The organism is Stenotrophomonas sp. CCNWLW57 (genome assembly GCF_037203925.1).
Classification (GTDB): domain Bacteria; phylum Pseudomonadota; class Gammaproteobacteria; order Xanthomonadales; family Xanthomonadaceae; genus Stenotrophomonas; species Stenotrophomonas rhizophila_A.
The window spans coordinates 55,953-80,972 of sequence record NZ_JBBCBJ010000003.1 but is presented as its reverse complement, the minus strand read 5'-3'; the positions used below and the strand labels follow the sequence as shown (position 1 = coordinate 80,972).

24 protein-coding genes and 2 pseudogenes are annotated in these 25,020 nt (G+C 60.4%); 14 read left to right on the top strand and 12 right to left on the bottom strand.

From position 1 onward, the window contains the following. Positions 1 to 16: 16 nt before the first annotated feature. The 3 genes from V9K91_RS08305 to V9K91_RS08295 all read right to left on the bottom strand — a co-directional run bounded on the left by V9K91_RS08305 (position 17) and on the right by V9K91_RS08295 (position 2,806). Positions 17 to 724, bottom strand: coding sequence for a class I SAM-dependent methyltransferase (locus V9K91_RS08305; protein ID WP_249834299.1), 708 nt, complete (start codon positions 722 to 724; stop codon positions 17 to 19). A 157-nt stretch (positions 725 to 881) separates the two neighbouring features. Further along, positions 882 to 1,913 carry an alpha/beta fold hydrolase gene (locus V9K91_RS08300; RefSeq protein ID WP_336443193.1) on the bottom strand — a complete coding sequence of 344 codons (1,032 nt, stop codon included), beginning with the start codon at positions 1,911 to 1,913 and terminating at the stop codon, positions 882 to 884. A 68-nt stretch (positions 1,914 to 1,981) separates the two neighbouring features. After that, positions 1,982 to 2,806, bottom strand: a complete 825-nt coding sequence (locus tag V9K91_RS08295) for an AraC family transcriptional regulator (protein ID WP_336443001.1) — start codon at positions 2,804 to 2,806, stop codon at positions 1,982 to 1,984. 476 nt (positions 2,807 to 3,282) lie between these two features. On the opposite strand from V9K91_RS08295, the gene V9K91_RS08290 reads away from it, so the two are divergent. The 3 genes from V9K91_RS08290 to V9K91_RS08280 all read left to right on the top strand — a co-directional run bounded on the left by V9K91_RS08290 (position 3,283) and on the right by V9K91_RS08280 (position 5,025). Continuing rightward, a complete protein-coding gene (locus V9K91_RS08290) occupies positions 3,283 to 3,603 on the top strand; it encodes a hypothetical protein (RefSeq protein ID WP_336443000.1) in 321 nt (106 codons plus the stop codon). 299 nt (positions 3,604 to 3,902) lie between these two features. Then, positions 3,903 to 4,400 carry a hypothetical protein gene (locus tag V9K91_RS08285; protein ID WP_336442999.1) on the top strand — a complete coding sequence of 166 codons (498 nt, stop codon included), beginning with the start codon at positions 3,903 to 3,905 and terminating at the stop codon, positions 4,398 to 4,400. Between the two features lie 13 nt (positions 4,401 to 4,413). After that, positions 4,414 to 5,025: a hypothetical protein gene (locus tag V9K91_RS08280; protein ID WP_336442998.1), complete on the top strand. Its 612-nt coding sequence runs from the start codon at positions 4,414 to 4,416 to the stop codon at positions 5,023 to 5,025. 84 nt (positions 5,026 to 5,109) lie between these two features. Here the strand turns inward: V9K91_RS08280 and V9K91_RS08275 are convergent, their stop codons facing one another. Beyond that, positions 5,110 to 5,481, bottom strand: coding sequence for a MerR family transcriptional regulator (locus V9K91_RS08275; protein ID WP_336442997.1), 372 nt, complete (start codon positions 5,479 to 5,481; stop codon positions 5,110 to 5,112). Between the two features lie 85 nt (positions 5,482 to 5,566). Here V9K91_RS08275 and V9K91_RS08270 point away from each other — a divergent pair, with 85 nt between their 5' ends. Then, a complete protein-coding gene (locus V9K91_RS08270; protein ID WP_336442996.1) occupies positions 5,567 to 6,475 on the top strand; it encodes an alpha/beta hydrolase in 909 nt (302 codons plus the stop codon). A gap of 69 nt (positions 6,476 to 6,544) precedes the next feature. Here the strand turns inward: V9K91_RS08270 and V9K91_RS08265 are convergent, their stop codons facing one another. Further along, positions 6,545 to 6,862 (bottom strand): helix-turn-helix domain-containing protein, encoded by a 318-nt coding sequence (locus tag V9K91_RS08265; protein WP_245357269.1) that lies wholly within the window; start codon positions 6,860 to 6,862, stop codon positions 6,545 to 6,547. A 154-nt stretch (positions 6,863 to 7,016) separates the two neighbouring features. Here V9K91_RS08265 and V9K91_RS08260 point away from each other — a divergent pair, with 154 nt between their 5' ends. From V9K91_RS08260 to V9K91_RS08245, 4 genes are all read left to right on the top strand, one after another. Then, positions 7,017 to 7,748: an SDR family oxidoreductase gene (locus tag V9K91_RS08260; protein ID WP_336442995.1), complete on the top strand. Its 732-nt coding sequence runs from the start codon at positions 7,017 to 7,019 to the stop codon at positions 7,746 to 7,748. Positions 7,749 to 7,849: 101 nt separating this feature from the next. After that, the gene (locus tag V9K91_RS08255; protein ID WP_336442994.1) at positions 7,850 to 8,731 is read left to right on the top strand and encodes a hypothetical protein; all 882 of its coding nucleotides are present in this window, start codon (positions 7,850 to 7,852) and stop codon (positions 8,729 to 8,731) included. A 117-nt stretch (positions 8,732 to 8,848) separates the two neighbouring features. Then, entirely contained in the window at positions 8,849 to 9,601 is a 753-nt protein-coding gene (locus tag V9K91_RS08250; protein WP_337308180.1) for a hypothetical protein, read from the top strand. 298 nt (positions 9,602 to 9,899) lie between these two features. Then, a complete protein-coding gene (locus V9K91_RS08245) occupies positions 9,900 to 10,607 on the top strand; it encodes a hypothetical protein (protein ID WP_336442992.1) in 708 nt (235 codons plus the stop codon). 179 nt (positions 10,608 to 10,786) lie between these two features. Here V9K91_RS08245 and V9K91_RS08240 read toward each other — a convergent pair whose 3' ends face one another. The 3 genes from V9K91_RS08240 to V9K91_RS08230 form a co-directional block, all read right to left on the bottom strand. Next, the gene (locus V9K91_RS08240; protein WP_336442991.1) at positions 10,787 to 13,120 is read right to left on the bottom strand and encodes an SEC-C domain-containing protein; all 2,334 of its coding nucleotides are present in this window, start codon (positions 13,118 to 13,120) and stop codon (positions 10,787 to 10,789) included. Positions 13,121 to 13,274: 154 nt separating this feature from the next. Further along, complete coding sequence (locus tag V9K91_RS08235; RefSeq protein ID WP_336442990.1) at positions 13,275 to 14,198, bottom strand: IS3 family transposase; 924 nt, start codon at positions 14,196 to 14,198, stop codon at positions 13,275 to 13,277. Further along, on the bottom strand, positions 14,195 to 14,503 hold the full coding sequence (locus V9K91_RS08230) for a transposase (protein ID WP_336442989.1): 309 nt from the start codon (positions 14,501 to 14,503) through the stop codon (positions 14,195 to 14,197). The genes V9K91_RS08235 and V9K91_RS08230 overlap by 4 nt, the downstream gene beginning before the upstream one ends. Positions 14,504 to 14,638: 135 nt before the next feature. On the opposite strand from V9K91_RS08230, the gene V9K91_RS08225 reads away from it, so the two are divergent. Then, the gene (locus tag V9K91_RS08225; RefSeq protein WP_336442988.1) at positions 14,639 to 16,879 is read left to right on the top strand and encodes an AAA family ATPase; all 2,241 of its coding nucleotides are present in this window, start codon (positions 14,639 to 14,641) and stop codon (positions 16,877 to 16,879) included. Between the two features lie 64 nt (positions 16,880 to 16,943). Here V9K91_RS08225 and V9K91_RS08220 read toward each other — a convergent pair. Continuing rightward, positions 16,944 to 17,054 (bottom strand): annotated as a pseudogene (locus tag V9K91_RS08220) (integrase); the annotation flags it as partial. Between the two features lie 491 nt (positions 17,055 to 17,545). On the opposite strand from V9K91_RS08220, the pseudogene V9K91_RS08215 reads away from it, so the two are divergent. Continuing rightward, positions 17,546 to 17,668 (top strand): annotated as a pseudogene (locus V9K91_RS08215) (GIY-YIG nuclease family protein); the annotation flags it as partial. Between the two features lie 44 nt (positions 17,669 to 17,712). Next, positions 17,713 to 18,948 (top strand): abortive infection family protein, encoded by a 1,236-nt coding sequence (locus tag V9K91_RS08210; RefSeq protein ID WP_336442987.1) that lies wholly within the window; start codon positions 17,713 to 17,715, stop codon positions 18,946 to 18,948. Here V9K91_RS08210 and V9K91_RS08205 read toward each other — a convergent pair whose 3' ends face one another. The 3 genes from V9K91_RS08205 to V9K91_RS08195 form a co-directional block, all read right to left on the bottom strand. After that, positions 18,949 to 20,367, bottom strand: coding sequence for a hypothetical protein (locus tag V9K91_RS08205; RefSeq protein ID WP_336442986.1), 1,419 nt, complete (start codon positions 20,365 to 20,367; stop codon positions 18,949 to 18,951). 148 nt (positions 20,368 to 20,515) lie between these two features. Then, a complete protein-coding gene (locus V9K91_RS08200; RefSeq protein WP_336442985.1) occupies positions 20,516 to 21,007 on the bottom strand; it encodes a hypothetical protein in 492 nt (163 codons plus the stop codon). A 217-nt stretch (positions 21,008 to 21,224) separates the two neighbouring features. Continuing rightward, positions 21,225 to 21,599 carry an HNH endonuclease gene (locus V9K91_RS08195; protein ID WP_336442984.1) on the bottom strand — a complete coding sequence of 125 codons (375 nt, stop codon included), beginning with the start codon at positions 21,597 to 21,599 and terminating at the stop codon, positions 21,225 to 21,227. Positions 21,600 to 21,881: 282 nt separating this feature from the next. Here V9K91_RS08195 and V9K91_RS08190 point away from each other — a divergent pair, with 282 nt between their 5' ends. From V9K91_RS08190 to V9K91_RS08180, 3 genes are all read left to right on the top strand, one after another. After that, entirely contained in the window at positions 21,882 to 22,574 is a 693-nt protein-coding gene (locus tag V9K91_RS08190; RefSeq protein ID WP_336442983.1) for a hypothetical protein, read from the top strand. Positions 22,575 to 23,001: 427 nt separating this feature from the next. Beyond that, entirely contained in the window at positions 23,002 to 23,529 is a 528-nt protein-coding gene (locus V9K91_RS08185; RefSeq protein ID WP_336442982.1) for an H-NS family nucleoid-associated regulatory protein, read from the top strand. Positions 23,530 to 23,549: 20 nt separating this feature from the next. Further along, complete coding sequence (locus V9K91_RS08180) at positions 23,550 to 23,702, top strand: hypothetical protein (RefSeq protein WP_336442981.1); 153 nt, start codon at positions 23,550 to 23,552, stop codon at positions 23,700 to 23,702. The last annotated feature ends 1,318 nt before the right edge of the window (positions 23,703 to 25,020 follow it).

The window sequence follows — 25,020 nt, the reverse complement described above, 5'->3', positions numbered from 1 at the left end:
GCACATTGGCAGCGTGTCAACCCTGGACCTTGTCTGCCTCGCCTGGGCCGATGAACAAAGGCCGGCGCGCCACCCAGCCCCGGAAACTGAGCGCAGCGTAGAACAGCTCCACCTCCGTGAACCCGGCCGCCTCCAGCAGCGCAGCCTCATCCTCTTCGGAGATGGCCGGGAGCTTGTCCGCCATGACCGCAACCGACGCTTCGTCGCGCTCGTCCAGAACACCGTCTATCGACGCGAACGCGGCTGAGCGACGTAACCAGCGCAGGCGGGCTTCAGGTGCATAGCTGTGGTGGGCTATCACGAGCACACCGCCAGGCCGAAGGCGCTGCAACAACCCACGCAGGGTCTGCAGCCGCGTATCAGGGTCAAGGAAGTGAAGCGTCAGGAGGCAAGCGGCGCCGTCGAACTCCCGCATCGGCGCATCCTCGATGAGGCCCTCCACCAGCACAACACGCGAGGTGTTCGCCCCCAGGGTCTCCCGCGCAAGCTCGAGCATCGGAAGTGAGGGGTCTACACCGACAAATCGCCAGCCTGGCTGCGCCTTGGCAAAGGCATCGAGCTCCAACCCGCCGCCGGCACCCAGTACCAGCACCTCGCCCGTGGGCGGAACGGATTCCGCCAGCAGGATGTGAGTCATGCGGTGGAGTGCCGCCATGCCAGGCACCTTGGCCTGGGCCGTCTGCTGATAGCTGCTGACTGCGGAGGGGTCCTTGAACGTCGACATGGATACTCAGCCCGAGTGGTCGCTTAATATGTAATCGCAATTGTTACATATAACGAACACGCAGCGCGGCCGGGTAGGGTCGGTCGCCAGACGACCGCCCGGAACCCATCAACACCCGTTGACGCATGACCCCGAACGAAGCCCGGCATTTCTGCGCCTACCGAAGCGCGGAATCGAACAGCTCCTTGGCCTGCCGGATAGCCGCCTGATGCGTAGAGCCCTTGTCAGCTCCCACCTCGCACAGCTTGCCCACCCGCTCACGGCCCAGCGCCGTGCAATCGGCCAGGAAGTCGTAGTGGCCCACCGAAGGCAACACCTGCAGGCGCGCCTCGCCATTCGCATCAGCAATGACCTTGCTGTTGGTAGCGGGCGAGGCGATGCCATCGGCCTCACCCACAACCACCGAAACCGGCATCTCCAAGCGCCCCAGCTCACCCGGCTCGAACGCCTGGACAATCGCCGGCGCCATCAGGAATACCGCGCGAACGTTGGGAATCCTGCGATCCTCCGCTGACTTGGCGACCCACGGCGCCAGCTCCGGCGTAGCGACCGCCGCCAACCGCCGCTCAAAACTCATCTCCGGATTCTCGGCCTGCGGCACGCAGACCCCATCCTTCGGCGACTCCTTGCAGAAGGCGACCAACCTGCCCATGTCCGGACGCGCACCGGCAGCCACCAGCGCCGTGAACCCACCGGCGGAATATCCCACCAGCCCCAACCGGTCCGCATCCACATGCGGAGCCACCACAGGATCGGCCTGCACCGCCGCCAGCGCGGCGGCGAGATCGTCCGCCCGGTTCCACATCAGAATGCTGGCCGCGTCCGTCATCGGGTCCACGCCGTTGTTGCCAGGATGGTCCACCGCCACCACCACATATCCCGCGCGCGCCAGGGCAGTACCGAACCAGCCCATCATGCGGGCACTGCCGCCGTTGCCATGCGACACCAGCAGTAGCGGCCAGCGGCCCGGCGCAGCCGGGGCATCCACGGCAGAAGAGCCCTCCTCGAACAGCGGCGCGCCCGGCGGCCCTATCGTGAGTGGCTGCTCCTTCGCACCCGGCTGTGCCGGGTACCACACCGTATAGCGCACGCGGTCACTGTGGCCGGCATCGCGCACCGCTGCGCTGGCTGTGTGCGCCAGGCCATGGGTTTCCCCAACAGCAGGGGAGGGCTGAGCCGACCATGCCACTGGCGCGAACAGACAAGACAACAGGACGAAGGCGTGTGGCAGTACTCGCACGGAAGAATCTCCTTGGGTCAACTCGGGTTGGACAGCGGCAGCCAGATCTCAACGCCACCGTGTCCGGTGCGGTCGTCGAAGCGGGCGTCATAGCGTTCGAAATCAGGTGCGTCTGCCAGCGTCAGGCCGGAGCGGGGCAGGTGGTCGTTCAACAGCCAGAACCAGGTGGAGCGGATCGTAGAGATGTGCCCCGCATGCCACGCCACCAGATAGTCCCCCGCCGGGATGGAAACAGCATGCCAGGCCGACGGCACGGCGGCGCTCGCACCGATCTCCATCCCGGCAATGTAGTCGAAGGCACCCTCGCCATCGCGGTTGCAACAGACGCCAAAGGCGATGTCCTTGCCAAGCTCCCGGGTCAGCGCCAACTGCTGCCACTGCGACGGTATGGATGCCACGGTAGCGGCCGTATGACGGGCGCGGATGCCGGCCACACGCAGCGGGCCCAGCCGCCGGCGTACCGGCTCCACCTCGCAGGGCAGGGGTGGGGCGTCGAGCTTGATGGCCTCAACCAGCGCCAGTCCGTGCAGGCCTTTCCGGCGCACCTGCTCCGGTGCCTGCTTGAACTGCTCCGTAAAGGCGTGGGTGAAGGCGGCATGCGAGGCATAGCCGGCGGCCAGGGCGACATCCAGTATGGGCACGTTGCCTGCAGCCAAGGTGCGAGCCGCCTCGGTCAGGCGGCGCGCACGAAGGTAACGCGCCATCGAGGTGCCGGTGCTGACCTGGAACAGGCGTGAGAGATGGAACGGCGAGAGCTCAACCGCCTCGGCGATCTGGGCCAGCGACGGATTCTCGGCAAAGTGGCTCTCGATATACCACAAGGCCTTGCGTGCCGCTCCCATGACGCCTGCTCCGTGCCAGTGACTGGGTGGCAGCGTAGCGCAGGGCGGGGGAGGGCATTTGCTGGATCTTGCTGTGGGTGCGCGGTCTGGGTTGGGAGCGACAGTGTTGGGGGTCGTTCGGTGAACTTTCTTGCTAGCGCAAGTAGCCACCGAAGTGCGACCTGGTGCCTTCGTAAATGCGCGCCGCCACACGGAATCGCACGAAATGATTTGCCCGCCACATGCCGTTTCGCGGTTCCATTGATGCCGTTAACCGCGACCGGACGACGTCGAGTTCCAGTACTCTCAAGTCTGTCGCATGGTGTGCCTTGGGTGTCAGAACCCGGTGACTGATTGCATGTTGGTTGACCTGTGTCGGGAGGGTGGCGAAATACAACACCCTCGCGGAAATACGTCGCACCGTAACAGTTACCGCGGTTCTGAACCTCCCGACTCCCTCGCCATTCCGGCGAGGGAGAACACAGAGGAGAACCATCATGCACGACGACTGGACGAACTTGACCCCCGAACAACGCGCCCTTCTCAGAGGCTTCTGGCGCGCGCCGAAGAGCGTAATGATCAACGCGCTTCATCACGACGGGCTCGAGACGTATCCTGGCTGTCCAACCATTCCGTGTCTGAAGGCGCGGGGGCTGTGGATGCGTGGACTGGGCGTCGAGCCCGGAACGCGGATGTACCTGGGCATTGGGCGTGAGCTGTTTGTCCTGGCCAAAGACCCGTCGCCAGAAGCGCTGTCCAAGGCGATGGTCCGGTTTGAGAAGACCGGGGGCAGTTGGAAGCTGGGGCCGGTTGGATAGATGAGCGTCGAGGCGGGGCGGCGGCAGCGTCGCCCCGGACCCGCAAGGGCGCAAGCAAGCGGGATGTCGCTTTGCAGATCATGGAACCGGGCACGTGCCTGCAGTGGCCCGAACCCGGCCCATAGGGGACGTTGCATGAATCAACTATAGAAACTCGCTGCTTGCGTTCAAGGTCATGCCCCAAAGAAATGATCACCAGCCCGGCGGTTGATCGGGATACAACCCCACCGCTGGCCGACCCCGGCACAGATGGCTATAGTCGACCGCGGGGATCCGCCCAATCGACGCATGGAAGCCCGATGAACCTGTTATCCCGTCCGCCGAATCGCCCTTATCGCAACCTGTTCGTCGCGGCATTGGTTGGTGTCCCCGCCGGATATCTCATGGGGTCACTTCCAATCGTCCTGATCGACCTGTTCGAGTACGCCTCACTTTCGCGGACATTGGCGCTCATCGCCAGTGCTTTGCAATTCTCATTACTCGGTTACATAGTCATGGTGCCGCTGCTTCTGGTGTATGGACTTCCTGCACTCTGGGTGGCCCTGAAAGTCCGCCTCGCCGGGCCGGCGACAGCGTTCGCAATCTCCATGCTACCTGGGCTGTACATATGGTTCAGCGACTGGCCCGACTCGAGTATCTACATGATACCGTTGGCCGTATCTGCAACCACGGGCCTGGCATTTGTAGCATTGGCCTATCGGGGCGCTGAAGACGTAAAGATGCCTGACCGGGCGCCAGGCTTTCGCGACCACGGCGAATCCAAGGCAACCAAGAGCAATCCTGAGCGTCCCCGTTAGCAGGATGAGCGCCATGAAGGAGTATCTGATCTTCGCGGCAGTGTGTCTGCTGGCCGGCTGGGTCCACGTTTTGCGCCTGATCCTGCTATGCACGCTGGTGCTGACAATGGTCGGCTGCAGTCGCATGAGTGAGTCGTGGAAAGAGGAAGTGCGGCTGTCCGACGGCCGGCTGATCGTGGTGAAGCGCACGGCGAAGGGCACTATCACTCGGGATATCGCAATGCGTGCAACCGGCTGGAAGCCAAAGGAGACCACACTGCGGATCGCGCAGGTGGACGGCGCTGCCAAGCCTCCTGTGTGGCGATCGTTCCTGATCCCGGTCGTCATTGACTACGACCCGGCTTCATCGACGTGGTCGGTCGTAGCCACTTACATGTGGTGCAGCACTTGGTACGACATGGGCCGCCCAACCTCGCCATACGTGCAGTACATCTCGGTTGGCGGGGAAGCGTGGCGCGTCGTACCCCTGCAACCGGGTTGGGCAGGCAGGCGCGCGAATCTGTTGACCGACATTCGCCCGGCAGGCGAACCGCGCATCGTCCGGGAGGCGGACAAGGAAATGCGTTGGCACAGGGAACCGGACCGGTACAAGTCGGTCTTAACGACCTGGAAAACCAAATGCTAGTGCGTCATTCCACCTGGCAACAGCCAATGACACCAGTTGGGAGAACTGGGCCCACCTGACGAGATGGGACGGAGAGCAGGACAATTACGTAGAAGCTACGAGCATGGCACGCAAGCGAGACCTCTGCTTGTCCAGCATCTCGATCTGCTTATCTAGAATCGCCAGCCTCTTGCGCTGCATCTCGCTGGTCTCTGGACACGCCAGGGCACCTTCGATCAACAGCATGCATTCCGGGAAGCTACGGATTTCCTCCAAACTGAAGCCTGCCGCAATAAGGCGCTGTATTTGCTTCACTTGGTTGACCGACACCGGTTGAAACGCGCGGTAGCCATTTCCTGATCGGGAAGATGCCAACATTCCATGCTGATCGTAGTGTCGGATCGAACGCACGCTGACGCCGCTAGCCTCGGCTAGCTCACCAATCTTCATCAGGTCATTGCTGGGTTGCTTGGACATCGCGAAATCCTGGGGACGTCTACTTGACTCTAACACTAGTGTCAGCGTTTAGCCTCTGAGTTCCGCTCAATGAGGTTTGTCATCCATGGCCCTTCCCAAAGCATCACCCATTCGATACACCTGGCTCTATTGCATCATCCTGTTGCTGGCACCACTGCTTGCGCACGGCACAAGCCGGGTTTACACAGTTGAGTCACTGGACGGAGTCAAAATCGCTGTTCAAGAGGCGGGGAATCCTCAGGGGCAGCCCATCATCTTTGTGCACGGGTTGCTGGGTAGTCACCTCAGCTGGGACAAGCAGGTTAATAGTCCTGAGTTGCAGCGCTTTCGGTTGATTACCTTTGATCTGCGCGGACACGGCCTGTCCGACAAGCCAGTGGAGCTGGACGCTTACCGTGATGGCCGTCACTGGGCAGATGACCTCGCGGCCGTCATCAAGGAGTCCGAAGCACACGAGCCTGTGCTGGTAGGGTGGTCCCTCGGGGCTGCTGTCATCACCAACTATCTGGCTGCGTTTGGGGACGGACAGATTGCGGGCGCGGTGTATGTAGGCGGGGTGATCGAACTCAAGCCGGAACAACTCGTCGCTCATCCCACCGTTTACAGCGGCATGGCGTCATCGGACCTGCGACTGCATCTTGAAGGCGAGAAGGAATTCGTCGCGCTGTGTTTCAGTACAGCGCCTGACGACGCAACGTTCCAGCGCACGATCGCCGCTGCGGCCATGGCATCAAGCGAGATGCAGAGCGCCGTCCACGGCATGTCGATCGATGCTGCCAAAGGACTTGGTTCGATGCATAAGCCGCTACTGCTGATCTACGGTGAGCAGGATGCGCTTGTTCAGCCAAGCGCATCCGCAGCACGGGCGAAGGAACTTTATCCGAGGGCCGCTGTTGAACTGTATGCAAGGTCAGGCCATTCGCCCTTCTTCGAGGAGCCCACACGCTTCAACCGAGATCTCTCTGCATTCGTTGATGCAGCGAGCGCGCACTAAGCGAGGTTGCTACCGACCCGAATGCGTTCACGCCCAACACGCCAATGGGAGCCGCAGGCTTACGCAGGTTCAATGCTTGCCTTGGTCGTATCGTGTGCATGCGGCTTCAAGCTCACTGCCGTTCTTCAAGGCCCAGCTACACAGCGCTTCAAAGGGCTGCTTCAGAGAGTGGCCCAGAGGGGTGATCGCATACTCGACGCCAATTGGTGCGGTTGGCAGTACGGTCCGCGTTACCAGGCCATGTCGCTCGAGGCGCTTAAGCGCGTCGGCAAGAGACTTGTGTGTAATTCCGTCCAATCGGCGCTTGATCTCGTTGAAGCGGGACGGTTTCGGGCAGATCACGGTAAGAATCATGATCGTCCATTTGTCCGCGATCTTCTCCAGCATCGGTCGAACCTGCGCCATGTCAGAGAGGACTTTCGCAGAGCTCTCAGCCGAACAGGTATCACCGGGTATATCTAGGCTAGCCATGGTGCGTTCTTGATACTTGATATCCAGCGTATATCTTAGCAGCACTCTTGGTTTTTACAGGTGCTCACGAATGAAGAAGATGGATGGAAAAGTTGCCCTGGTCGTTGGCGGTGCAAGGGGCATTGGCTTGGCCGTGGCTGCTCGGATCGCTGCGGAAGGCGCAACGGTGTTCATCACCGGGCGTGACCGCAAACAGGTGGAGGAGGGCGTCGCAGCGATAGGTCCAGGTGGCCGTGGCATCGTCGCCGATGCAAGCGTCCGTGAAGACATCGATCGGGTAATGAGAGAGGTTGGCAGCCAGTTCACTCGCCTCGACGCCTTGGTACTAAATGCTGGCCTGAGTGAGCCGGCATCACTTGGCGAAGTGACCGAGGAACACTTTGACCGACACTTCTCGGTGAACGTGCGCGCCCAGATCTTTGGCCTTCAGAAGGCCCTTGGCTTGCTTCAAGAAGGTGCAGCCGTGGTGCTGATGGGGTCGGTAGCAAGCTCGCTCGGCATCCCCAACTACGGAACCTACGCCGCAACGAAGGCTGCCCTTCGCTCGTATGCACGCACCTGGGCGGCAGAACTGGCGCCCCGCGGCATCCGCATCAACGTGGTGGCTCCAGGGCCTACAGATACCGAGATGATGGAGCGAGTCCCTGATGAGATGCGTAGATCAATCGTCGCCCCGATTCTTCTCGGTCGAATGGCAAGGCCCGCCGAAGTCGCCTCTGCGACGTTGTTCCTTCTCAGCGACGAGTCGAGCTTCATAACGGGCGTGGAGTTGTGCGTGGATGGAGGCATGGGCCAAGTATAAGCACCAACAAGCGGGGCGTCGGCAGCGACGCCCCGGCTGCCGTAATGGCGTTCCGTGTGAAACGCTAAGATGAGCGACGATCGACGGACGAATCAGGGTTCATGGCAGCAAAGCGCACTTTCCTGGCACTGGCGGCAACATCCTTGGCCTTGGCTGCGTGGCTGACATGGAAGCCCACCTCATTCCCCGCTCATACCGCACAAGCGGAGACATCGGCCCACGAGCCCGCACCGCCAATTACAGCCGGTTCCTCGCAAAGGCCTGACTCCACCAAGACCAGCCCCCAGCGCGCCTGGTTCCTGGCCCTGAAGCAGCGCGCTGACGCGGGCGACCCAGCCTCTCAGCGTCTGCTGGCACAGGCGTACGACAGGTGCATGTACATCAATCCAAACGTCGAACAGTACAAGGAGCGGATCCAGCGCAGCATCCGGAGCGCGGAGACCGAAGAAAAGGCGACCGTGTTGGGGTACCTGCTGCAGCACGCGCTGCAGGAGTGCGCCGCCGTGGAGGACGGGGCACCGATCAAATGGGAAGACATGCGCCTACTGTATGCGCAGGCGGCACAAGGCGGCGATCTGCCTGCACGGGTGACGGAGACCGTCTTCAATCCACAGCCAGCACTGAGTAAGGTGCAAGCGACTGCCCTGCTGGAAGAGGTGCTGGCGTCCAACGATCCTGCGGCGATGTTCGCCTTGGGTGATGCCATGGGTGAGTTCTTCGGCATGCAAGTTGCCGAGCCCTACACGGCTCTAGCGGACGGCGAGCTCGCGGGGCGCGCCTGGCAGGTCGCGGCATGCCGGATGGGCCTTGAATGCGAACCAGAGAGCCCGCCTGCCAGCAGGCTGTGTCTGCTGCAGGGCTGGTGTTATGAGGGCACTTTTGAGCAGGCCACACGTAGACGGGTGGGAACCGATGCCGAACGCGAAGCGTTGGACCGCCGGGTCGAGGCGATCCTGCGCGCGATGCCACCCGCCGCAACGTAGAGCCGGGCTCTCCCCTTCGAAGCTTGGGGGTGAGGCCATCCCGAGCTTGTCGCGAGGATCAGGCCTCCCATAGGGGATATACTCCCCCTCAACCATGATCCAGGATGGATTTGCCCTATGCGTTTCACTGCAGCAGCCAGTTCGCTTGTCGTTCTACTGTCCATGGCGTCTACCGTCCCGGCCTCTGCGGCGGAACCTGACATATTCGGCATCAAATTAGGGGCACCATTGGCGCTGCCCCTTTGCCAGATATCCGTGCCTGCTCCAGCTGCCCCCAGAAGCAACAAAGGGATAGGGGCCAGGGCGTTCAACAAGCTGACGACCCCGCCGCCGGAACCGCCGAAGGCCACCCCACCGGCAACAGGGTTGTGCGTCGCGCCCGGCACGACAAACATGGCTGTGGGCAATACCGAGTTCGCGGCAGGCGAATACGGTTACCTGGTCTTCGCCACGGATGAGTTCCCGGCGTGGGTTGCGCCCATCGGCATGGCGATCGGCGCGGGCGCAGGTGACGCTTTTTCTCTGGAAGGTGCGGGCGGCCTGGTTCTACTGCGCAACGGGCGTGTGATCGCCCTGCGCTTCAACACCACCGGGTTCGAGGCGCAGCCGCGCGTGATGGAGCTGCTCAAGCGCAAGTTCGGTTCACCCAGTGCGGAAAAAGCGGTGACCTGGAACAACGATCTGGGCGGCAGCCGCGAATCGATTTCCGCGCAATGGCGCAAGCCTGATTTCTTTGCGGATTATTCTTCGGTCGTGCAATCCCAGCCCATGCGAACACAAGGGCTGTCGGGCGGGATCGGGTTCCTCAGCATCGGCAATGATCAGGGGCAGCAAGTGCTGCAGCCTGCCAGCAAGGAAGCGGAGTTCTAGGGAACTGACGACGTTTTCGCTATGCTTCCCAGGGACATCACCAGTGCCTCCTCGATCCCTTCAATGCCTATCGCGACCGCGTAGCGCCAAGTCCCGACCGGGATCTATTGGGTGCGCGTACGTCGCAACGTATCCGGAGACGTTGTTCACCGCGATAAAGGGTAGGGGTGAGGACCAGGGAGGCGGCGACACCGTCGCCCCGGGATCTCGTCATAGAGCCGTGGCACGGTATGATCGGCCGAAGGCTCAGCCGTCAACATGAAGCGGGCGGCTCTCCAAAAGAATCGGGGTGACTGCAATGGATATGCAGGTGCGGGGTGGCGTTGATGAGGGGATACCTGCCCAAACAAGCGAGCTGACGTATTCCTGGCTCTATCAGCAGGTTCAGATGTGGGCCAATCAAAGCATCTACCCCAAGCCCTCCCGGGTTGAGAAGTGGTCGTTCCGTCTAGGCTTGTTGGCCGCCGGCGTCGGGTTGCTGGCTGCGGCCGCGTCTCCCTCAGTCCTTGCTCCGGTACAGGCTGCCGTAATCACGTCGATTTGCCTGCTCATCGAAATTGGAGGATTTCTCGTCGGCGGACTACTCACTGCCAAGCGAGAGTGGCGGCAGTACGCCAAACCTCGACTGTCTCATGCTGAGGAGATGGACGGCGAGTTCGACCACTGGCGTACCTTGATCGAGTCGCTCCGGGAGTTCCCCCGCAACCAGCGAGAGGAGCGACTGCGCTTCGTGACCGCCCTTCGCCAGGGCATGACAGAACGGATGGGTCTGATGTACGGAGGTTTGCAGAAGCTGGGGCCGTTCCCGGTTCTGATTGCCCTGTACCTTCAGTTTCGCAATTGGGAATGGGGTGACTGGGCGGGGGCGTTCGATGTGAATCTAGTGGGTGGGTTGCTGATCTTTGCGATGGTATTGATGTATGCGCTTGGCTGGGTGTTGATGGCTGTCCGGACCCGACTGGATACTTACGTCAACTTGCTGGAGGCGGCGCTCAGGCCAGAATGAGGCGCGAACCAGCGATAGGGGATGTTTATCGGGGGTAGGGGAGGGCGACTTCCGTCCCAAGCCTGCTCTTCAATTTCCCAAACTTCGAACTTCAGCCAATCCGTCGACTGCTGACGCTAAAGGTCATTTAAATAGTATGAAATTCTGAATTGGTCTCGATCAACAGTCTTGGTGCGCCCTTAGCGGCCATGACACCTTTTAAGTTTTGCTCCACTGCCGCACGGACACGGTTCATTCCGCCCCGGCTTTTTGGCCTTAAAGGGAGGGATGGCCATCTTTGACTGTTTAAGATTCACCACCCGCTTGGGGTGATCCATTTGCGCGGCGTCCTCGTAAATGTGGTCGTTTTCCTCCGTTCGCATCGACGGTATGTGGACCGCAAAGTACTGCGCCCGTTGATAGGTTCCATCAGCACTGACCTCTGCCACGACACCGATGACGTTGGAAGCGTTGATGGCCAACGCAGACGCGCTGGCCTTGTCGTTCACCCTCGCCCAGTCGACTTGGTGGCCGTGTTGTTGAAGCCAAACGAAGAGCGGCTTGCCCTCCCCGGATAGAACAAAGTAGCGAGCGGGGTGTTTGTTCAGGGTCTGACGAAGATCGGACAGCATCTTGGCCAGATCATTACGGCCTTCCTCTCCAAGATCACGAATATGGCTCTCTGCAGAAAGCCATCCTCTTGCTCGGGTGGCGTCGAGCGCCCCAAGCAACTTCAGCACCTCCTGTGGGAAGTGCTGCGTTGGAAATGACCCGCTTCCCCAGACCTCACCTTCGAAGCTTCTGTCGATGATATCGCTCATGCCTTCCCACACGAGCATGTCCACCTTGTCACCTTTCAACTGATCGGCAATGTCCTGATCAAAACGGTTCTTCTTCAAGTACGCGCCCAAGTGATCGAACTCATCGAATAGGTGGGCGCGCCGCATCCCCGCCACTGCCTGCCGTACTTCCATGTAGTGGGCAAACTGGCCAGCCGAGGGAAGGAAACGTTCGAGAACAAACAGTTCGTCGATGGACAGTGAAACGAACGCATGCTTTCCAAGCAGCGGCTCAACCTGCGGTAGTTCCTTGCAGTATGTAGAAAACGGCGAGAACGACTCTACTGTCAGGCCGATTGGCACCATCACGCGGTAGTCGGCGTAGCGAACACGGCCACACTCTTCGTATCTACCGTCCACCAGATGGTAGAGGGGCACTTCATCCGCCGAATCCAGATAGTTAAAGAAGCGCTCGCATTGCTTGTATGCCTTGAGCACCAAGTCCTGTACAGACTGGGCATGGCGGGAGAAATCAAGCGCCGGCGATGCGATGGTGGCGGCCGCGCCGGCCTTGGCTTCAACGAGGAAAAGAACGTCATCAACTAGGATGAGGGTATCGTTCTCGGACCACTGTTTGCTTGCAGGATCCTTGTAATAGACCTCCTGGAACACTGTGGCGCCGGGAAGCTGGGCAGCAAGAATTTCGGCGAAGGCAGCTTCGCTCATTGTTTTTTGCCGCTCTTCAAAAGTCTTCTTGTAGTCCGGCCTTCGCTGAAGGAGATTGAAAAGAAGCGCACGATATCCCGCATCGCGGGTGAAGCACGGGTCGATGGCGTAGTAGTCCGATCCAAGCTGGATTAGGGGTTTCTTCCGGGCAGGTAGTGTCCGGTAGGGTGTTCCCGCAAAATCGCCCGCCGCAAAGAATTCGATTTCCTCTCCGCGCTGGTATGCCAAGTCCATCAATAGCGTCGGCGGCAGTTTGGTGTGACGGCTCACGTTGGCGATGCCGCCCCGGAACATGTCATCCATCGCCCGGCCGGCGGCTTTTGATTGTTCCGAATTTTGCGCCACCCATGCCTCCATAACGTCCTCCAGAGGCTTGTTTTGTGCCATAGCGAAAGCTTGAGCCGCCTCAAATTGCGCCATCATCTCCATTACTGCATCGGCTTGCCCGGAGCGCGTTGCGTCAGCCATCGCTTGGAAGCCTTCCGCGATATCGGTGGCATCGACGCCGTACGTTTCTTGCAGGACGTCATTGTGTGGTGCCAGAACGTAGCTGTAAAACTCGCCCTCCAAGACTTGGTAGCGATTCCCGCGCAGCATGACCCAAGTGGATTTCACACGGAATTCTATGTCGGCCGTATTAGGGCCGAAGACACCATCTTTGGTATCGGCGGAAGAGACCATGGCGAAAAACATGGCCTGCTCCCGCAGTTTTCGGCTAAGCTCAAACAGCTCTGCGCACTTGGCTTCATCGAATGTCACGTCCGCAGGGGCAGCATCTGCCGCGAGAGCCGCGTGCACGTACTCCAGCAGAAACTGATTTTCGTTGATCAGATCATCCGGACGCGCGGTTCCATTTTGCTCCTGGGTGACGCTTTGGTCTGCTATCGATTTCATCATGCGCTGGGCGTAGATATAGCCGAGCAGATCATGCGGAGGCATGGCGACAATCAGCTCGCGCATGCGGGCGGCGATAGCTTCCATGTCCTTCACCAAGGAAATGGCAGCCTCTTTTCGTTCTTTTTCGCTCATAACTACCTGCGCCTGATATCACTTAATCCTAATTTATGAAGAATATACCCCAACTGACGTAGCCGCCGCTTTAGCTCGGTCGACCCGCCCCCCCCTATCCGGCGGGGATCAACTTCCGCCTCTGGGCGAGAGTAGACGTTGGCTAGACAGAGGATTAGGAAGATTTATCGGGGGTAGGCGTGATCTGACTCCCTGAAAACGGACGCCATGAAGCCTTTTCAGGGGGCAGCCCTGAGCTGCCGGGAGTAGGCATTGGGCGATTGATAGCCCAATGCCGAGTGTAGCCGGGCGGGATTGTAGAAGCCGTGGATGTAGGTGGCGATGGACTGGCTGGCCTGCTCCCGGCTTGAGTAAGGATCAGCTGCCTCTTCGGCCTTGAGCGTGGCAAAAAGCTCTCGGCTACTGCGTTGCCCCAGCAATTGCCAGGCCGGCTCATGCTTTGGACCACCCCGTGGGATTGCAGGAGCCGGCGAAACACATTGCCCCAGTATTGCCCGCCCCGATCCGAATGGAAGATCAGGCCAAGCCGTTGTGGATGCAGGGCCCAAGCGTTGGCAAAGGCTTTCACCACCAGGTCCTCGGTCATCCGGTCGGAAGTGCTGTCGCCCAGCACCTGTCGGGTCTGGACGCTGATGACCATCACCAGATGCAGCCAGCCCTGACGGGTGGCGACATAGGTGATGTCTCCGACCCACGCCGTCGGCCCGGCACCAGGAGCGAATTTTCGATCCAGCAGATTCGGGGCGAGGGTCGCACTTCCGGCCGAAGCGTTGCGGCGCCAGCGCCCCTTGGTCTTACCCTGGATGCGCTCCTCGGCCATCAGCCGCGCCACGCGCTTATGGCCGATGTGATGATTCCGGTCGCGCAGGGCCCTGACCAGCCGATGTCGTCCATAGCTGCGCTTGCTGGCCGCATGGATAGCCCGAAGCTCGGCACGGAGTGCTGCATCGGGGTCGGCGGCTGCGCCGGACTGTCGGCGCAGATAGTCATGGAATCCAGAGACGGATACTCCGAGAACAAGGCACAGCACGCGGGTCGGGTAGCGAGTCCTATGGCTGGCGACGAAGGCGTACCTCACTTGGACTCTTTGGCAAAGAACGCCGCCGCTTTTTTTAGGATTTCCCGCTCCATCCTCAGGTTGGCGTTCTCGGCCCGCAGGCTGCTGACCTCCCTTTCCAGCTCGGTGGCCGGCCTACGGGCCTCCGAGGTCAGCGACCGGCCGGCCCGAACAGCGTCGACCCAATTGGCCAGCGTTTTGACCGACATCTCCAATTGTCGGGCCGCTGCGGCTGGGCCGAGTGACTCGGCCAGCGCCACAGCCTGGTGCTTGAACTCATCGGTGTAGCTACGGCGGGTGGATACGGGACATAAAAGGACCTCCAAGTGCGATCAAAGTACCGCTTCTTGGCGTCCGCTCGCGGGGATCCAGATCAGCGAGGGCCGAAAGGCCCCGCCTTACTCTTGGCTGCCGGGATAGGGCTATGATCAGGGAAATAGGTCAGCAAAGGAGTGTGCGCAGTGATCACGGGGCTATCCATTCACCGATACAAGAGCTTCCATCCAACGGTAGCTCCCCCCATCCACTTTGAGGCGAACACGCCGCCCCAGCCTGTCTTTCTCTACGGCATCAATGGCGCCGGCAAATCAGCCATCGGAGAGGTGATCCAAGGACTGGCTGGGAAGGAAGCAGAGTTTGCCCACTGCGCCCTGCAAACTAGCAATAACGCTGACTATCGAATTCTCGTCTACAACCAGCGCTTCGTAGATAAGGTAATCCGCACGGCCGAGGGTGTGCCTGGAATCTTCACCATTGGCGTCCAAGACGCCGCCACCCAGGCGGAGATCGAAGAGAAGCAAGCCGAAACCGAAAAGCTTGAAGGGCAGTCCGCGGCGTTGGACGCGAAGATCCAGCAAACGATTGACGCAGGCAAGGCAGTTCGGGACATTGCCATTAGTGGTGCTTGGAAGGCGCATTCTGACCACGATCAAGGGCCATTCCGGGACCTGATGAAGGGCTTTCACTCTGATCGTCAGAAGTTCTTCGAGGAGCTGAACACTTGCACCGTTGCTGACGATGTGGAGCTGGATGACCTTGATCGCTTAAAGCAAAGACTGGCAGACGCCAACAGCACGGAGAGTTCCCAACCCAAGATTTCTCTAGATCTAACTGGACTCGCTATCGTTGAGGCTGACGCCATCTGGGGCGAGGTGATTGCCGTCTCTGCGACCAGTCGTCTGGCCCCGCTCATCGAAAAGTGGGGTAATAGCGATTGGGTGGGCCAGGGGCGAAAGTTTGCGCATGATCCAGAGTGTCCGTTCTGTCAGCAGCACCTGCCGCCTGGTTTCGCCGAAGATCTAGCGTTGCTACTGGATGGAGACAGGCAGTCGAAGCTCGAACGGGTCCAGTCGCTTTCCGACACCTATGCCCAGCGTGTTGCCGAGATCGAGGTGGCAGCTAAGACTATGCTCGAACAGACGCTCTCCAAGGGAGAGCCGGGGCTGGAGCAGGCTTGGGCTCTATTTCATGCGCAGATCAAGGCTAACGCCGCCTCGATGCTGTCGAAGATTGAAAAGCCGGGCGAGAGTGTTGTGCTGGAAGCCAGTGATGCTGAGGGTTTGGCGCAGGCTATCGCTACCGTGAACGAGCGGATCACCCAGTTCAACACCCGAGTTGCGGATCGAGTCGCCGAGCGTGAGCGCATCAAAGCCATGTTCTGGCAGGTCATGCGAAGGGAGCGGGCGCCCGTCTATGACACATACAGAGCGGGCAAAGACCCGCTAGTGGAGGTACTGAAGAAGGACAAGGAACAAAAGGCGGAGGTAACTAGGGCGCTGACGGCTGTCGCCGCGCGGTTAAAAGAACTGCGTCGTGTGCAAAGCGGTGTTGCTGCATCGGTGGATAAGATCAATTCGCGCCTCGCACGGATGGGGATTGCGTCCTACTCGATTGCTAGGAAAGCTGGCGAAGGGAATTTGTATTGTTTGGCGCGCCCCGGGCAAGCCGAAGGTGATATGAAGTCTCTGAGCGAAGGCGAGAAGACTCTCATTTCCTTTCTCTACTATCTGGAATACCTTGGCGGCTCAGACACCGCCGAAGCCGGCGCTGTCGATCTCGGGAGGACCATTGCGGTCATTGATGATCCTATATCCAGCTTGTCTCACAATTTTGTGTTTGACATTGCCTCGATCATCTACGGAGAGCTGATCAAGCCGGAAGATGGAACGCCCAGGCCGCGCCAAGTCATCGTCCTGACGCACAATCTGTTCTTCCTGCACGAAGTGCTTCGGCAGACGATCGGCGGATCCGATCTTGCCAAGGCATCAAAGAAGTGCCAGCTCCTGCGTGTTGTGAAGTCCGAGTACACCAAAGTCGTGCCCATGAAGGCTGCCGAGCTCATGAACGACTACCAGGCGCTCTGGCAAGTGCTACGAGACGCGCGCGACTCCAACATGCCTGCGATCATGGTGCCCAACGCCATGCGTTGTATCCTCGAACACTTTTTCTGGTTCACGCATCAAGAGGACAAGTTCAAAGACGCCTTGAAGAAGGTCGGCGACGAAGACGCAACCTTCGCTCCCTTGGCGCGCTACCTGGATCGAGGATCACACAAGGATGGGATTAACATCACGGTGATGGACTTCAATCAATACGATCTGAACTACTACTTCACCAAGTTCCAGGCTGTGTTCGTGGCCGCAGGGTTTGGCGATCACTACTCGGCAAATATGGGCGCTGCAGAAGAGCAGGCCGCAGCGTAGGGAAGGCCACTTCTAGTGAAGTGTCCTGGCGCTGGACCCCGGCTTTTGGGCGCACCGGCGAAGCTGCAGCGGGGTTAGCTGTGGCTCCGCCGGCCTGAAAATACCCCACCACACTCCTCACCGAGCGGTGCTCGGTCAGCTGTATGATCGCTGGCAGCGCCATGCCCTAGCGGCTGCCCGATACAGGCGATTGGTTGCCGAACGAAGTCCACCCGGAGACGGGGTCGGGCCTGACGCGGTCGACCCATCGCCTTGCCACCTTGAAAGCGCTGTACGAGCCCGGGGACACCTTGGAGCCGATGGTCAACATCATGCTGCCTAGCGAATACTGAGGAGAGGGGACGGGAGACCGGCCCTTCTCGTTTCGCCGTCCAAGCCCTGCCGCTACCATGGGTCAACAACCAAGGAGTTGAGCTGGGTATGGAGAAGTTTGACTGGTCAAAGGTGGAGTTCGCGCGCACCCGTTGGAGGAGCCAAGTAATTCCAGACGCTCTGCCCATCCTCATCCGATGGGCCCAAGAGGGGGAGGCCCACTCTTACAGCGACTTGGCTCAAGAGATCCGTGACAACTACGGCCGCGACATCAAACCCCGAAAAGATCTTTACGGGACCGTGGCCGGCGGTGTGGCCCAAGCGCTCCAGTGGTTGAGCGAGCAATGGGGCAAACCCCGCGAGTGGTTCTTGCTTCCGCTTCCTGTGATTGACGAGGCCCTCAAGCGCATCCAAGACGGAAGCATCACCGACTACGTCTACGACCCTGCCCAGGCCATGCTGGTTCGCCGGAGCTGATCGTGCTGACGAGCCCTCTCGATGACCAGGTATTGGAGCGGTGCTTGGGCGCCACTTACGTGCTGCTCCAAGAGAGCGGGCATACCGACGCGGCCGATCTTCTTCGCACCTCCGCCGCATCGATCCAGCACGATACCTCTGACAGCTGGAACGGGGGCACGAATTACTGGAACGTTCTGCTGGAAGTGCCGGCGCCGGAGTTTGCGCGCTTGCGGCCCAAGCTCAAGGACGTTTGCGAACAGATCACCGAGGCATTGACGGAAGCCATTCCCCCGAATGGCCGCGACTTCTTCGCCGTCCGATTGATTCCCATCGTCGGCCAGAACGAGGATTGGCGCTCCTCCTCTCCAGTTGTCATTCCCCGTACCGTTCGCCGGAACATCTTCGATGGGCTCCGACTAGAGCAGGTGAACATGTTCGGCGCGTTGGATGACACCGAGTTTCTAAGCCGCATCTACGAGCTGCGGCGGTTGCCATCCACCGATCCGCGCTACAAGGACGCCGCGGGGGACATCTACCAGCACCGGGTCAACAATTTCGACTGGGACGATTACTGGATCTTTGACGACGATCGATTCCCGTTGCTCGATGGTCCGGCGGATACCTTCCTGCGGTTCCTGGCGGAGATGGTCCACCCGGTGGTGAGGCCTGACCGAGAGGAGGCCGCTACCATCGTTGAGCACCTCAACGACCAATTGCGGCAAGCGGGTTGGCACTTGGTCGAAGTCGAGCGGATCGCAGGAAGGGCCCGGTATGAACCCCGCCCGTTGACCTCCAATGGTCACCGATCCTTTGAGAGGGGACGGTCTGCGGCCGATTCCTTGGACGCGGGAGCCATCGCCAAGCAGATACAGCGCATGGAATACGCGGTCGAGAAAGATCCCGAGCTGGCCATCGGCAGTGCCAAGGAGCTCGTGGAGTCGTGCTGCAAGACGATCCTGGGCAAGATGGGGGTGGAGATCGGCAAGAGCGATGACATGAACGACCTGGCCAAGAAGCTGGCCAAGAGCTTGGACCTGGTGCCCGAAGGGATCGATGATCAAGCCAAGGGGGCCGAGTGCATCAAGCGTATCCTGAGCAACCTGAACCAAATCGCCGGTAACCTGGCCAACCTTCGCCGCCTCTACGGCACCGGCCATGGCAAAGACGGCAAGCACCGTGGGCTGCAGCCCCGGCACGCGCGCTTGGCGGTGGCGTCTGCTGTGGCGTTCGTGGATTTCGTCACCGAGACCTACCGGGATCGGCAGGCCAAGGCGAAACCGACGTTCACCGATCGCTGATCAACGCCGTTCAACGAGCATGGGGTCAGCGTTCGTCTGTAGCAGGTGTGCCGGGAAAACCGACGGTTGCATGTCGTGCTCCAGCAACTCCGGCGTGCCGTTGGCAGGCAGGTGCTTGAACGCAATTACCCGGGTGCCCTGGGTTTTGACCAGAACGCGGGTGGGCTGGGTGGCATCGCTCAATAGCGCTTCCCCTTGAGCAATGATCGAGCGCTCTGTCCGGATATCTTGATCCAGTGAGTGAAGGGTTGAGCGGAGCTCTTTGGTGAGCTCCGTCCGGTGGGTGGCCAGCGTTGTTTTGAAGACCATCTTGGAGTCAACGCGCATGATCAGATCAGTGATGTTCTGCTCGAACAATGCGCGGAGTCCTTGGGGCGAAAAGGCCTGATCGAAATCCTGCTGGACAGTGCGAAACCGTTCCTGCTTCAGCAGCGCTTCCGCAGGAAGTGCGGTTAGCAGTGACCATGCTTGGAACCGTACCCGAGAGCAAAGCAAGGCCTCTTGGAACACTGTTTCGATCTCGCTCATTTCCTCGCGAATTTTCTGGGGAAAGCCTGAGGCGCCAAACGTCTGGGTGTCCCGAAGGTCGGCCAAGGCTTGGAGGCGTTCCCGTAGCAGTTGATGGATCTCGTGCTTCTTGTCCATCATCTTTTGATACTGGTCTTCAAGGGTTTGCCGGTTATGAGGGGTGTGCTCACCCTGCAAGATGGGCACGGATACCTCCCTAAGCGTATCCATGGCACCCATCAAAACACCGCGGCGCTGAGCATCCAGCTTGCCCTCCACCCGGCCGATGGTGGTCACGATACCGTCCAGTTTTTCGCTGATATCGGCCAAATGCTTTTGGGCGACTACGACGGAAGCGACCTGCCAAATCGCGGCTGCGTTCATGGCGTTGCTCAAATTCTCGGGCTTGGTCAACAACCCATGTTCCTTGATGCCACCGCTTCCGCCGTTGGTTATCGCTCGATAGGTCCCTTCGATGACATTGCCCGCCGAATCTTTGGCGTTGAGCAGAGGACCGTTGATCGCTATCTCAAAAACGTTTTCTGGGACGCCTGGGGCGGCCAATGCGCTCGTGGGACCTGCCTGGAGAAGGGCGTTCAAGCGGCCCACCGCTTTGGAGGGCTTGCGGCTCTTGCCGGCGACTTTGTCAAACAAGGCCAGTGGTAGCTCCGTCACAGCGAGGGCTCTTTCACCCTGCTGGTTCTGGACGATTAACGACGTGGGTGCCGGTGAGGGCGAGGGCCCGGGAAGGCTCAGGCTGGGTTCGTGCAGTTGGGATTCGAGCGAGACTGCATCCCGCTGTCCTTTCAACTGTTCGTTCACCACAGGGCGGCGTCGGCTGGTGATGCCCCATACGACTGTGTCGCCAAGCACGGCCGCGACCGCCATTGCAGCGAAGGTTTGAATATCCATATTTCCCCCCCTGTTGCCAATCTGCAAAATCTACCGCAACGTTCGCATCAGCGCATCTTGATCAGCTGATCATGCCGCGGCCGAACGCGTTCGCCTGGTCCGTTAGGTTCATGGGCGTTTGCGGCGCGGTTCCACATGCCGCGGGTTCTCAAGGCTCGGCTGGTCCAAACGCGTCATGTTCCACCAGATCCAACAGGATCTTGGCCACGTCCAGGGCGGCGCGCCCCCATTCGCTGTCATCGCCGTCGAACGGCTGATCACCCGGCTCTTCCTTGCCGCCGTGAAAGAGGTTGTTGCGCACGCGTCGGGCTGCCTCGACCAGGGCCATGGCATCCGACGGATCGTGGTCGGGCAGATCCAAGGGGCGCTCGCGGAAACGCGCCCGCCGCAGGCCGTCCACCTCCACGACTACCTGGACCTTGGGCCGGTAGCGCTCCCCGGCAAGAATCTTGTCCCGGGTGTCCTCCTCCAGCCGCTCCACGAACGCGGCGGACGGCAATGCGGAAACAACGGCGTTGACCGCCCGCCAATCCACCATGGCATCGCGTTGCCCCTGGCGGATGAATCGGGGGCGGCGCTTCAGCTTGGCCTCTAGACGGCCAAAGATGCGAAGCAGAGGAAAGGCGATGTGGTCGGACACCGGTATATCCGCATCCTAGCCCAGCCTCCTGCTACCTTGCAGCCTTCCACGGTCGCTCCCGAGCGAAAAAGGCCGCGGAGCCCTCAACGCCTTTCATCCACAAAGGAGGGCGCAAGGGATGCAGAGAAGCAAGCAGAGCCACCCATCCGGGTCTCCTGGGATCTGATCGACCGCGTCCGCAGCGAAGCACGGCGGTAGCGCGTGAGCGTGGCGGAACTCATCCGTCGGGTGGTTGCGGTCCACGCGTTCTGAGGCGCAACTTGGCCACGCTCGGCGGGTGCCACTTCCCCTTCGCTAGGCGTTTCTGCACAAAGGCTTTATAGACCTCCGGGGAGGGTGGGCATTTCCGCTTGTGCCGGCGTGTGTTGCAGAGCCAGCAGGCGGCAGCGATGTTGCCGGCCACGTCCTTGCCGCCCTCTTGCTGGGCGACTAGGTGCTCGGCGGTGCAACGGAGCGGCGCGGCCGTTTTGGCGCGCAGGCCGAACGGCTTTAGTTCATCGGGAAAGGCGTTCCACATCGGCAGGCTGCAATAGCAGCACAGGCCCTTCTGGGCGTGGAAAGCCTCGGATCTCAGGCGTTGGAGTTTGGGCATGCTTAGATCTCAAAAGACAGGAAAAAGCATCCCGTCGTCGCTTGTGCGATCGAATCGGGAACCTGTTGCCTTGAGCTAAGCAGGCAATACGCCGGGGGCATTTCCCCTCGCGGCAAGGGAGTTATCGCGCCCCAGGGCGGAGGGTGTCAAGATGGGCCATGACTACCCTTGACCAAACCAATGATCTGCTCGACGCCTCGGTAACCTTGTGTCCGGTTCCGGCCAGCGGGGAGGAGACCGATGCCTGAGGGCGGAGCAGCACCGGACGCATGGCTCGTTTGGTTGAAAGAACCGCGCGTGCAGCGGGCATTGGAGTGGGCGGACCACGTGCGGCGTTGGAACGAGGAGCAACTCTATGGGTTGGTTCTGCATGGCCCGGAGCCAGACCACATGGCGGTCGTGGCTTTCGCGGTGGTTCACGAGCACCAATCGTCAGCCATGCTCCTCGTCAAACATGGGCTGTTGGGCTCTGCAACGGCATTGATGCGGCCTGCCTTTGAGGCGTTCGTGCGCGGGCTGTGGCTGCAATGGGCCGATGACCAAGAGTTGGCGCGTTTCCAGAGGGGCCATGACACTGCAACCCCCGAGAAGATGATCCGCACGGTGGTCCAGCGTTCCCGTGAAGAGCGCTACGCGGATTTGTTGGATACCTGGGGGCAATCTCAGAAGACGATGCACGGCTACGTCCACCACGGATACCAGTCCCTGATCCGTCGTTCCGGCGTCATCGACACGTCCCCTGACGAGGTGGTGGACCTGCTGGGATTCAGCGCGTCCATGGCGCTCCATGCTTCTCTCGAAACCGTGGAACTCGCCGGAAAGCGGGTGCCAGAGGAAGAAGTGGCAATCCGGCCACGATGGGTTGCGGAGAAGCAACTCGAGATCGTCACCATGCTGCGCGACATGGGCCTGGCTCAGGTGTCGGGCGAGGCGGCGCCCGCTCCACCGATCTTTGACGATGGCGGGAAGGCGTAGGGCAGGGGTGCTTCAGCGCGCAAAAAAAACTTGCGGGAAAACGTCGCAGTTTTTGAAAGGGAACGTGGGGTGCCTCCTTACAGAACCCGAAAACGTGGTTTCCCGAAACAGTAGCGCTTGTCCACGGATGGAATGGTGCTATACAAGAAGGTCGGCAGAACCGGCCTGGTCGGTCAAACCTTCATGGATTTGTGATGAGCTCGTGAAAGAGCTTGATTGCTCGAATCGTTTTCTTGATCCAGAAGCATTTTTGCCGCAAGAGCTGCCACTCCTGCAGCAGCCAATGGAAGCTTCAACGCTGTGAGAGGTGCAACTCTCACAGCGTTCTCATCTGCAGAGAAGGGCTTGCCTGGCGCCCGGTCGGGTGGCCATGCCAAGGGCGATGGGCTATAACCGTTGGATTCTCGAACGGAGCGCTCCTTTGGCCTTGACCACCCTGAAATCCCTCAACGCCGAAATCAAACAGCTCGAAGCCCAGAAGAAACTGGTAGAGAAGCGCGACGGCGAGGTGCCCAAAGCCCTGGCGGTCCTCCAGAAGTATGCGAAGGTCCTCAGCCCGGCCCAGCGGCGGCAGGTGGCCAGGCTCACCCGGGAGACGGTCGACGCCAAGCCGGCGCGTGCCACCAAGGCTGCCGCCGGTCCCCTCAAGGGGCGCAAGCTCGGCAAGGTGGCTCCAAAGTATCGCCTTCCTACCGGTGAGACGTGGGCAGGTCGCGGTTTGGCCCCCAAGGCCTTCACCGCATGGGCCAAGTCCGCCGAGGGCAAGGCGTGGGCCCAGGCCAACCCCGGAGCGAAGTTCCCCCCGGCTGGTGGCACGGTGAGGAAGGCACACGCCAAGGTGGCCAAGAAGGCGGGCAAGCCGGTGAAGAAAGCCGCACGGAAGGCCGTGAAGAAGGGTGCCCCGAAGACGGCCGAGAAGGTGGCAGAAAAGGTGGCGAGGAAGGCTGCCAAGTAAGCCATCAGAGGACGGGTAGGGTGGCCATCTTCTTCGCTTCCGACGGCGACGACGTGGTGTGGAATCAGCGGCTTGAACGGCCTGCCGTTTACCTGGATACCTTCGCCATCCGCGAAATCGCCGACAGCGACGAGTGTTCGTCGCAGAGATTTGACGGCAAGCTAAGCCACTGATTTCTTGGGTCATAATTCTATCGCAACGCCACAATCTCCATGATCCAACGCAGATCTTTCTGGGCCTAGGATGCCAGTCGCAGCCATTCCTTCCACTGGAAGGACAGATGCCGACAATTCCGCCCTTTGGAGATCCGATGCAGACATTTCTGCATCTCAACGAACTTAGTAAGAGGCGGTCCAGGTTTGGCAGGGAAGGATCCCCCATTCACTACACCTGACCGCCGGCTCTGCTTCGCTTCTTGCCGGCGCAGCCCAGCCACGCCAGAGTCAGAAAGCACGAGCTCCTTCTATGTCTGATCAACACCACTGGGCGGATCAGTGCGGCTTCACCATCAGTAGCAGAGCCGTCAAGTCGGCCGAGCAAGTGAAGGGCGGAGCTCGCGAAGCCGCGGCCCAGTACCCGCTCGTATGCCCGCGCCAGGGCCTCGATCGCAGGGTTGTCAGACGGGAGGAGAGACATTGCCTGCGCGATCTCCCTTAGGACCGCCTGTGTGGGCCTACCCAATACACGGCCATCCAGGAACAGGTGCTCGCGGACCCTGTAGGCGGGGAGCAATACAACCGAAGCGCGCGAGGATGGCTGCCCACCTTCCGAGGCCTCAGGCAAGCCTAAGCAGGCTCGCTCACGTGCCGAGAAGGTCGACTCGCGGAACTTCGCCGCAACTGAGGCCGTGATACGCGCCATCGGTCTTTCAAGCGCCTGAGGAAGCTCAAGAAAGAAGTCACGACCTGGCCCCATGGACGGGGCAAGGCGCGAGAACGCGGCCTTCTGGGAGCGAGCTTCGACGGATTGCCCATGACGTACGGTAGATGCCCTGATGAGCACGTCCGACGAGGCGTACTGCGGTCGGTACCAAGGGTAAGCCCTGCCGCGAAACAGGACTGCCGCCTCCTCGGCGGACGTCAGATCATCCCCCACCCCGATCAGCGTTCGCCGACCTCGACTCGTCCCGGCCCAGCGAAGGTATCGCTTTATCCAGCTGCCACGAAGGGCCTCGATCCTACCTTCTTCGTCAATGGTATTCCGGCTCGAAACCGGGTCATGCCCGCATGGGCATAGTAGGGGAGGGGCATCGGAGCGAAAGCCATGCCACAGCGGTCTCGAGCAATGGTCGCACTGGGATGTGAGGGGTTGCGAGTGCCACGGACACCGGTTGACCCAAGGCATCTGGAACAACATCGAGTGATACCCAGTTCTCATGCACTCAGTACACCCAGACAGGTATGGACACCAGTGCGTCGCAGAACCGCCGAATACTTGCCAAGCAGTTGGCTGCCACAGTGGCGCGAGGATAGACGCAGCAGGAATTCTTGC

What these genes read in the sequence shown, in the direction of transcription:
- V9K91_RS08305 (WP_249834299.1), bottom strand. Translation starts at nt 724, where the DNA reads ATGTCGACGTTCAAGGACCCCTCCGCAGTCAGCAGCTATCAGCAGACG.
- V9K91_RS08295 (WP_336443001.1), bottom strand. Translation starts at nt 2,806, where the DNA reads ATGGGAGCGGCACGCAAGGCCTTGTGGTATATCGAGAGCCACTTTGCC.
- V9K91_RS08290 (WP_336443000.1), top strand. Translation starts at nt 3,283, where the DNA reads ATGCACGACGACTGGACGAACTTGACCCCCGAACAACGCGCCCTTCTC.
- V9K91_RS08285 (WP_336442999.1), top strand. Translation starts at nt 3,903, where the DNA reads ATGAACCTGTTATCCCGTCCGCCGAATCGCCCTTATCGCAACCTGTTC.
- V9K91_RS08280 (WP_336442998.1), top strand. Translation starts at nt 4,414, where the DNA reads ATGAAGGAGTATCTGATCTTCGCGGCAGTGTGTCTGCTGGCCGGCTGG.
- V9K91_RS08275 (WP_336442997.1), bottom strand. Translation starts at nt 5,481, where the DNA reads ATGTCCAAGCAACCCAGCAATGACCTGATGAAGATTGGTGAGCTAGCC.
- V9K91_RS08270 (WP_336442996.1), top strand. Translation starts at nt 5,567, where the DNA reads ATGGCCCTTCCCAAAGCATCACCCATTCGATACACCTGGCTCTATTGC.
- V9K91_RS08265 (WP_245357269.1), bottom strand. Translation starts at nt 6,862, where the DNA reads ATGCTGGAGAAGATCGCGGACAAATGGACGATCATGATTCTTACCGTG.
- V9K91_RS08260 (WP_336442995.1), top strand. Translation starts at nt 7,017, where the DNA reads ATGAAGAAGATGGATGGAAAAGTTGCCCTGGTCGTTGGCGGTGCAAGG.
- V9K91_RS08255 (WP_336442994.1), top strand. Translation starts at nt 7,850, where the DNA reads ATGGCAGCAAAGCGCACTTTCCTGGCACTGGCGGCAACATCCTTGGCC.
- V9K91_RS08250 (WP_337308180.1), top strand. Translation starts at nt 8,849, where the DNA reads ATGCGTTTCACTGCAGCAGCCAGTTCGCTTGTCGTTCTACTGTCCATG.
- V9K91_RS08245 (WP_336442992.1), top strand. Translation starts at nt 9,900, where the DNA reads ATGGATATGCAGGTGCGGGGTGGCGTTGATGAGGGGATACCTGCCCAA.
- V9K91_RS08240 (WP_336442991.1), bottom strand. Translation starts at nt 13,120, where the DNA reads ATGAGCGAAAAAGAACGAAAAGAGGCTGCCATTTCCTTGGTGAAGGAC.
- V9K91_RS08205 (WP_336442986.1), bottom strand. Translation starts at nt 20,367, where the DNA reads ATGGATATTCAAACCTTCGCTGCAATGGCGGTCGCGGCCGTGCTTGGC.
- V9K91_RS08195 (WP_336442984.1), bottom strand. Translation starts at nt 21,599, where the DNA reads ATGCCCAAACTCCAACGCCTGAGATCCGAGGCTTTCCACGCCCAGAAG.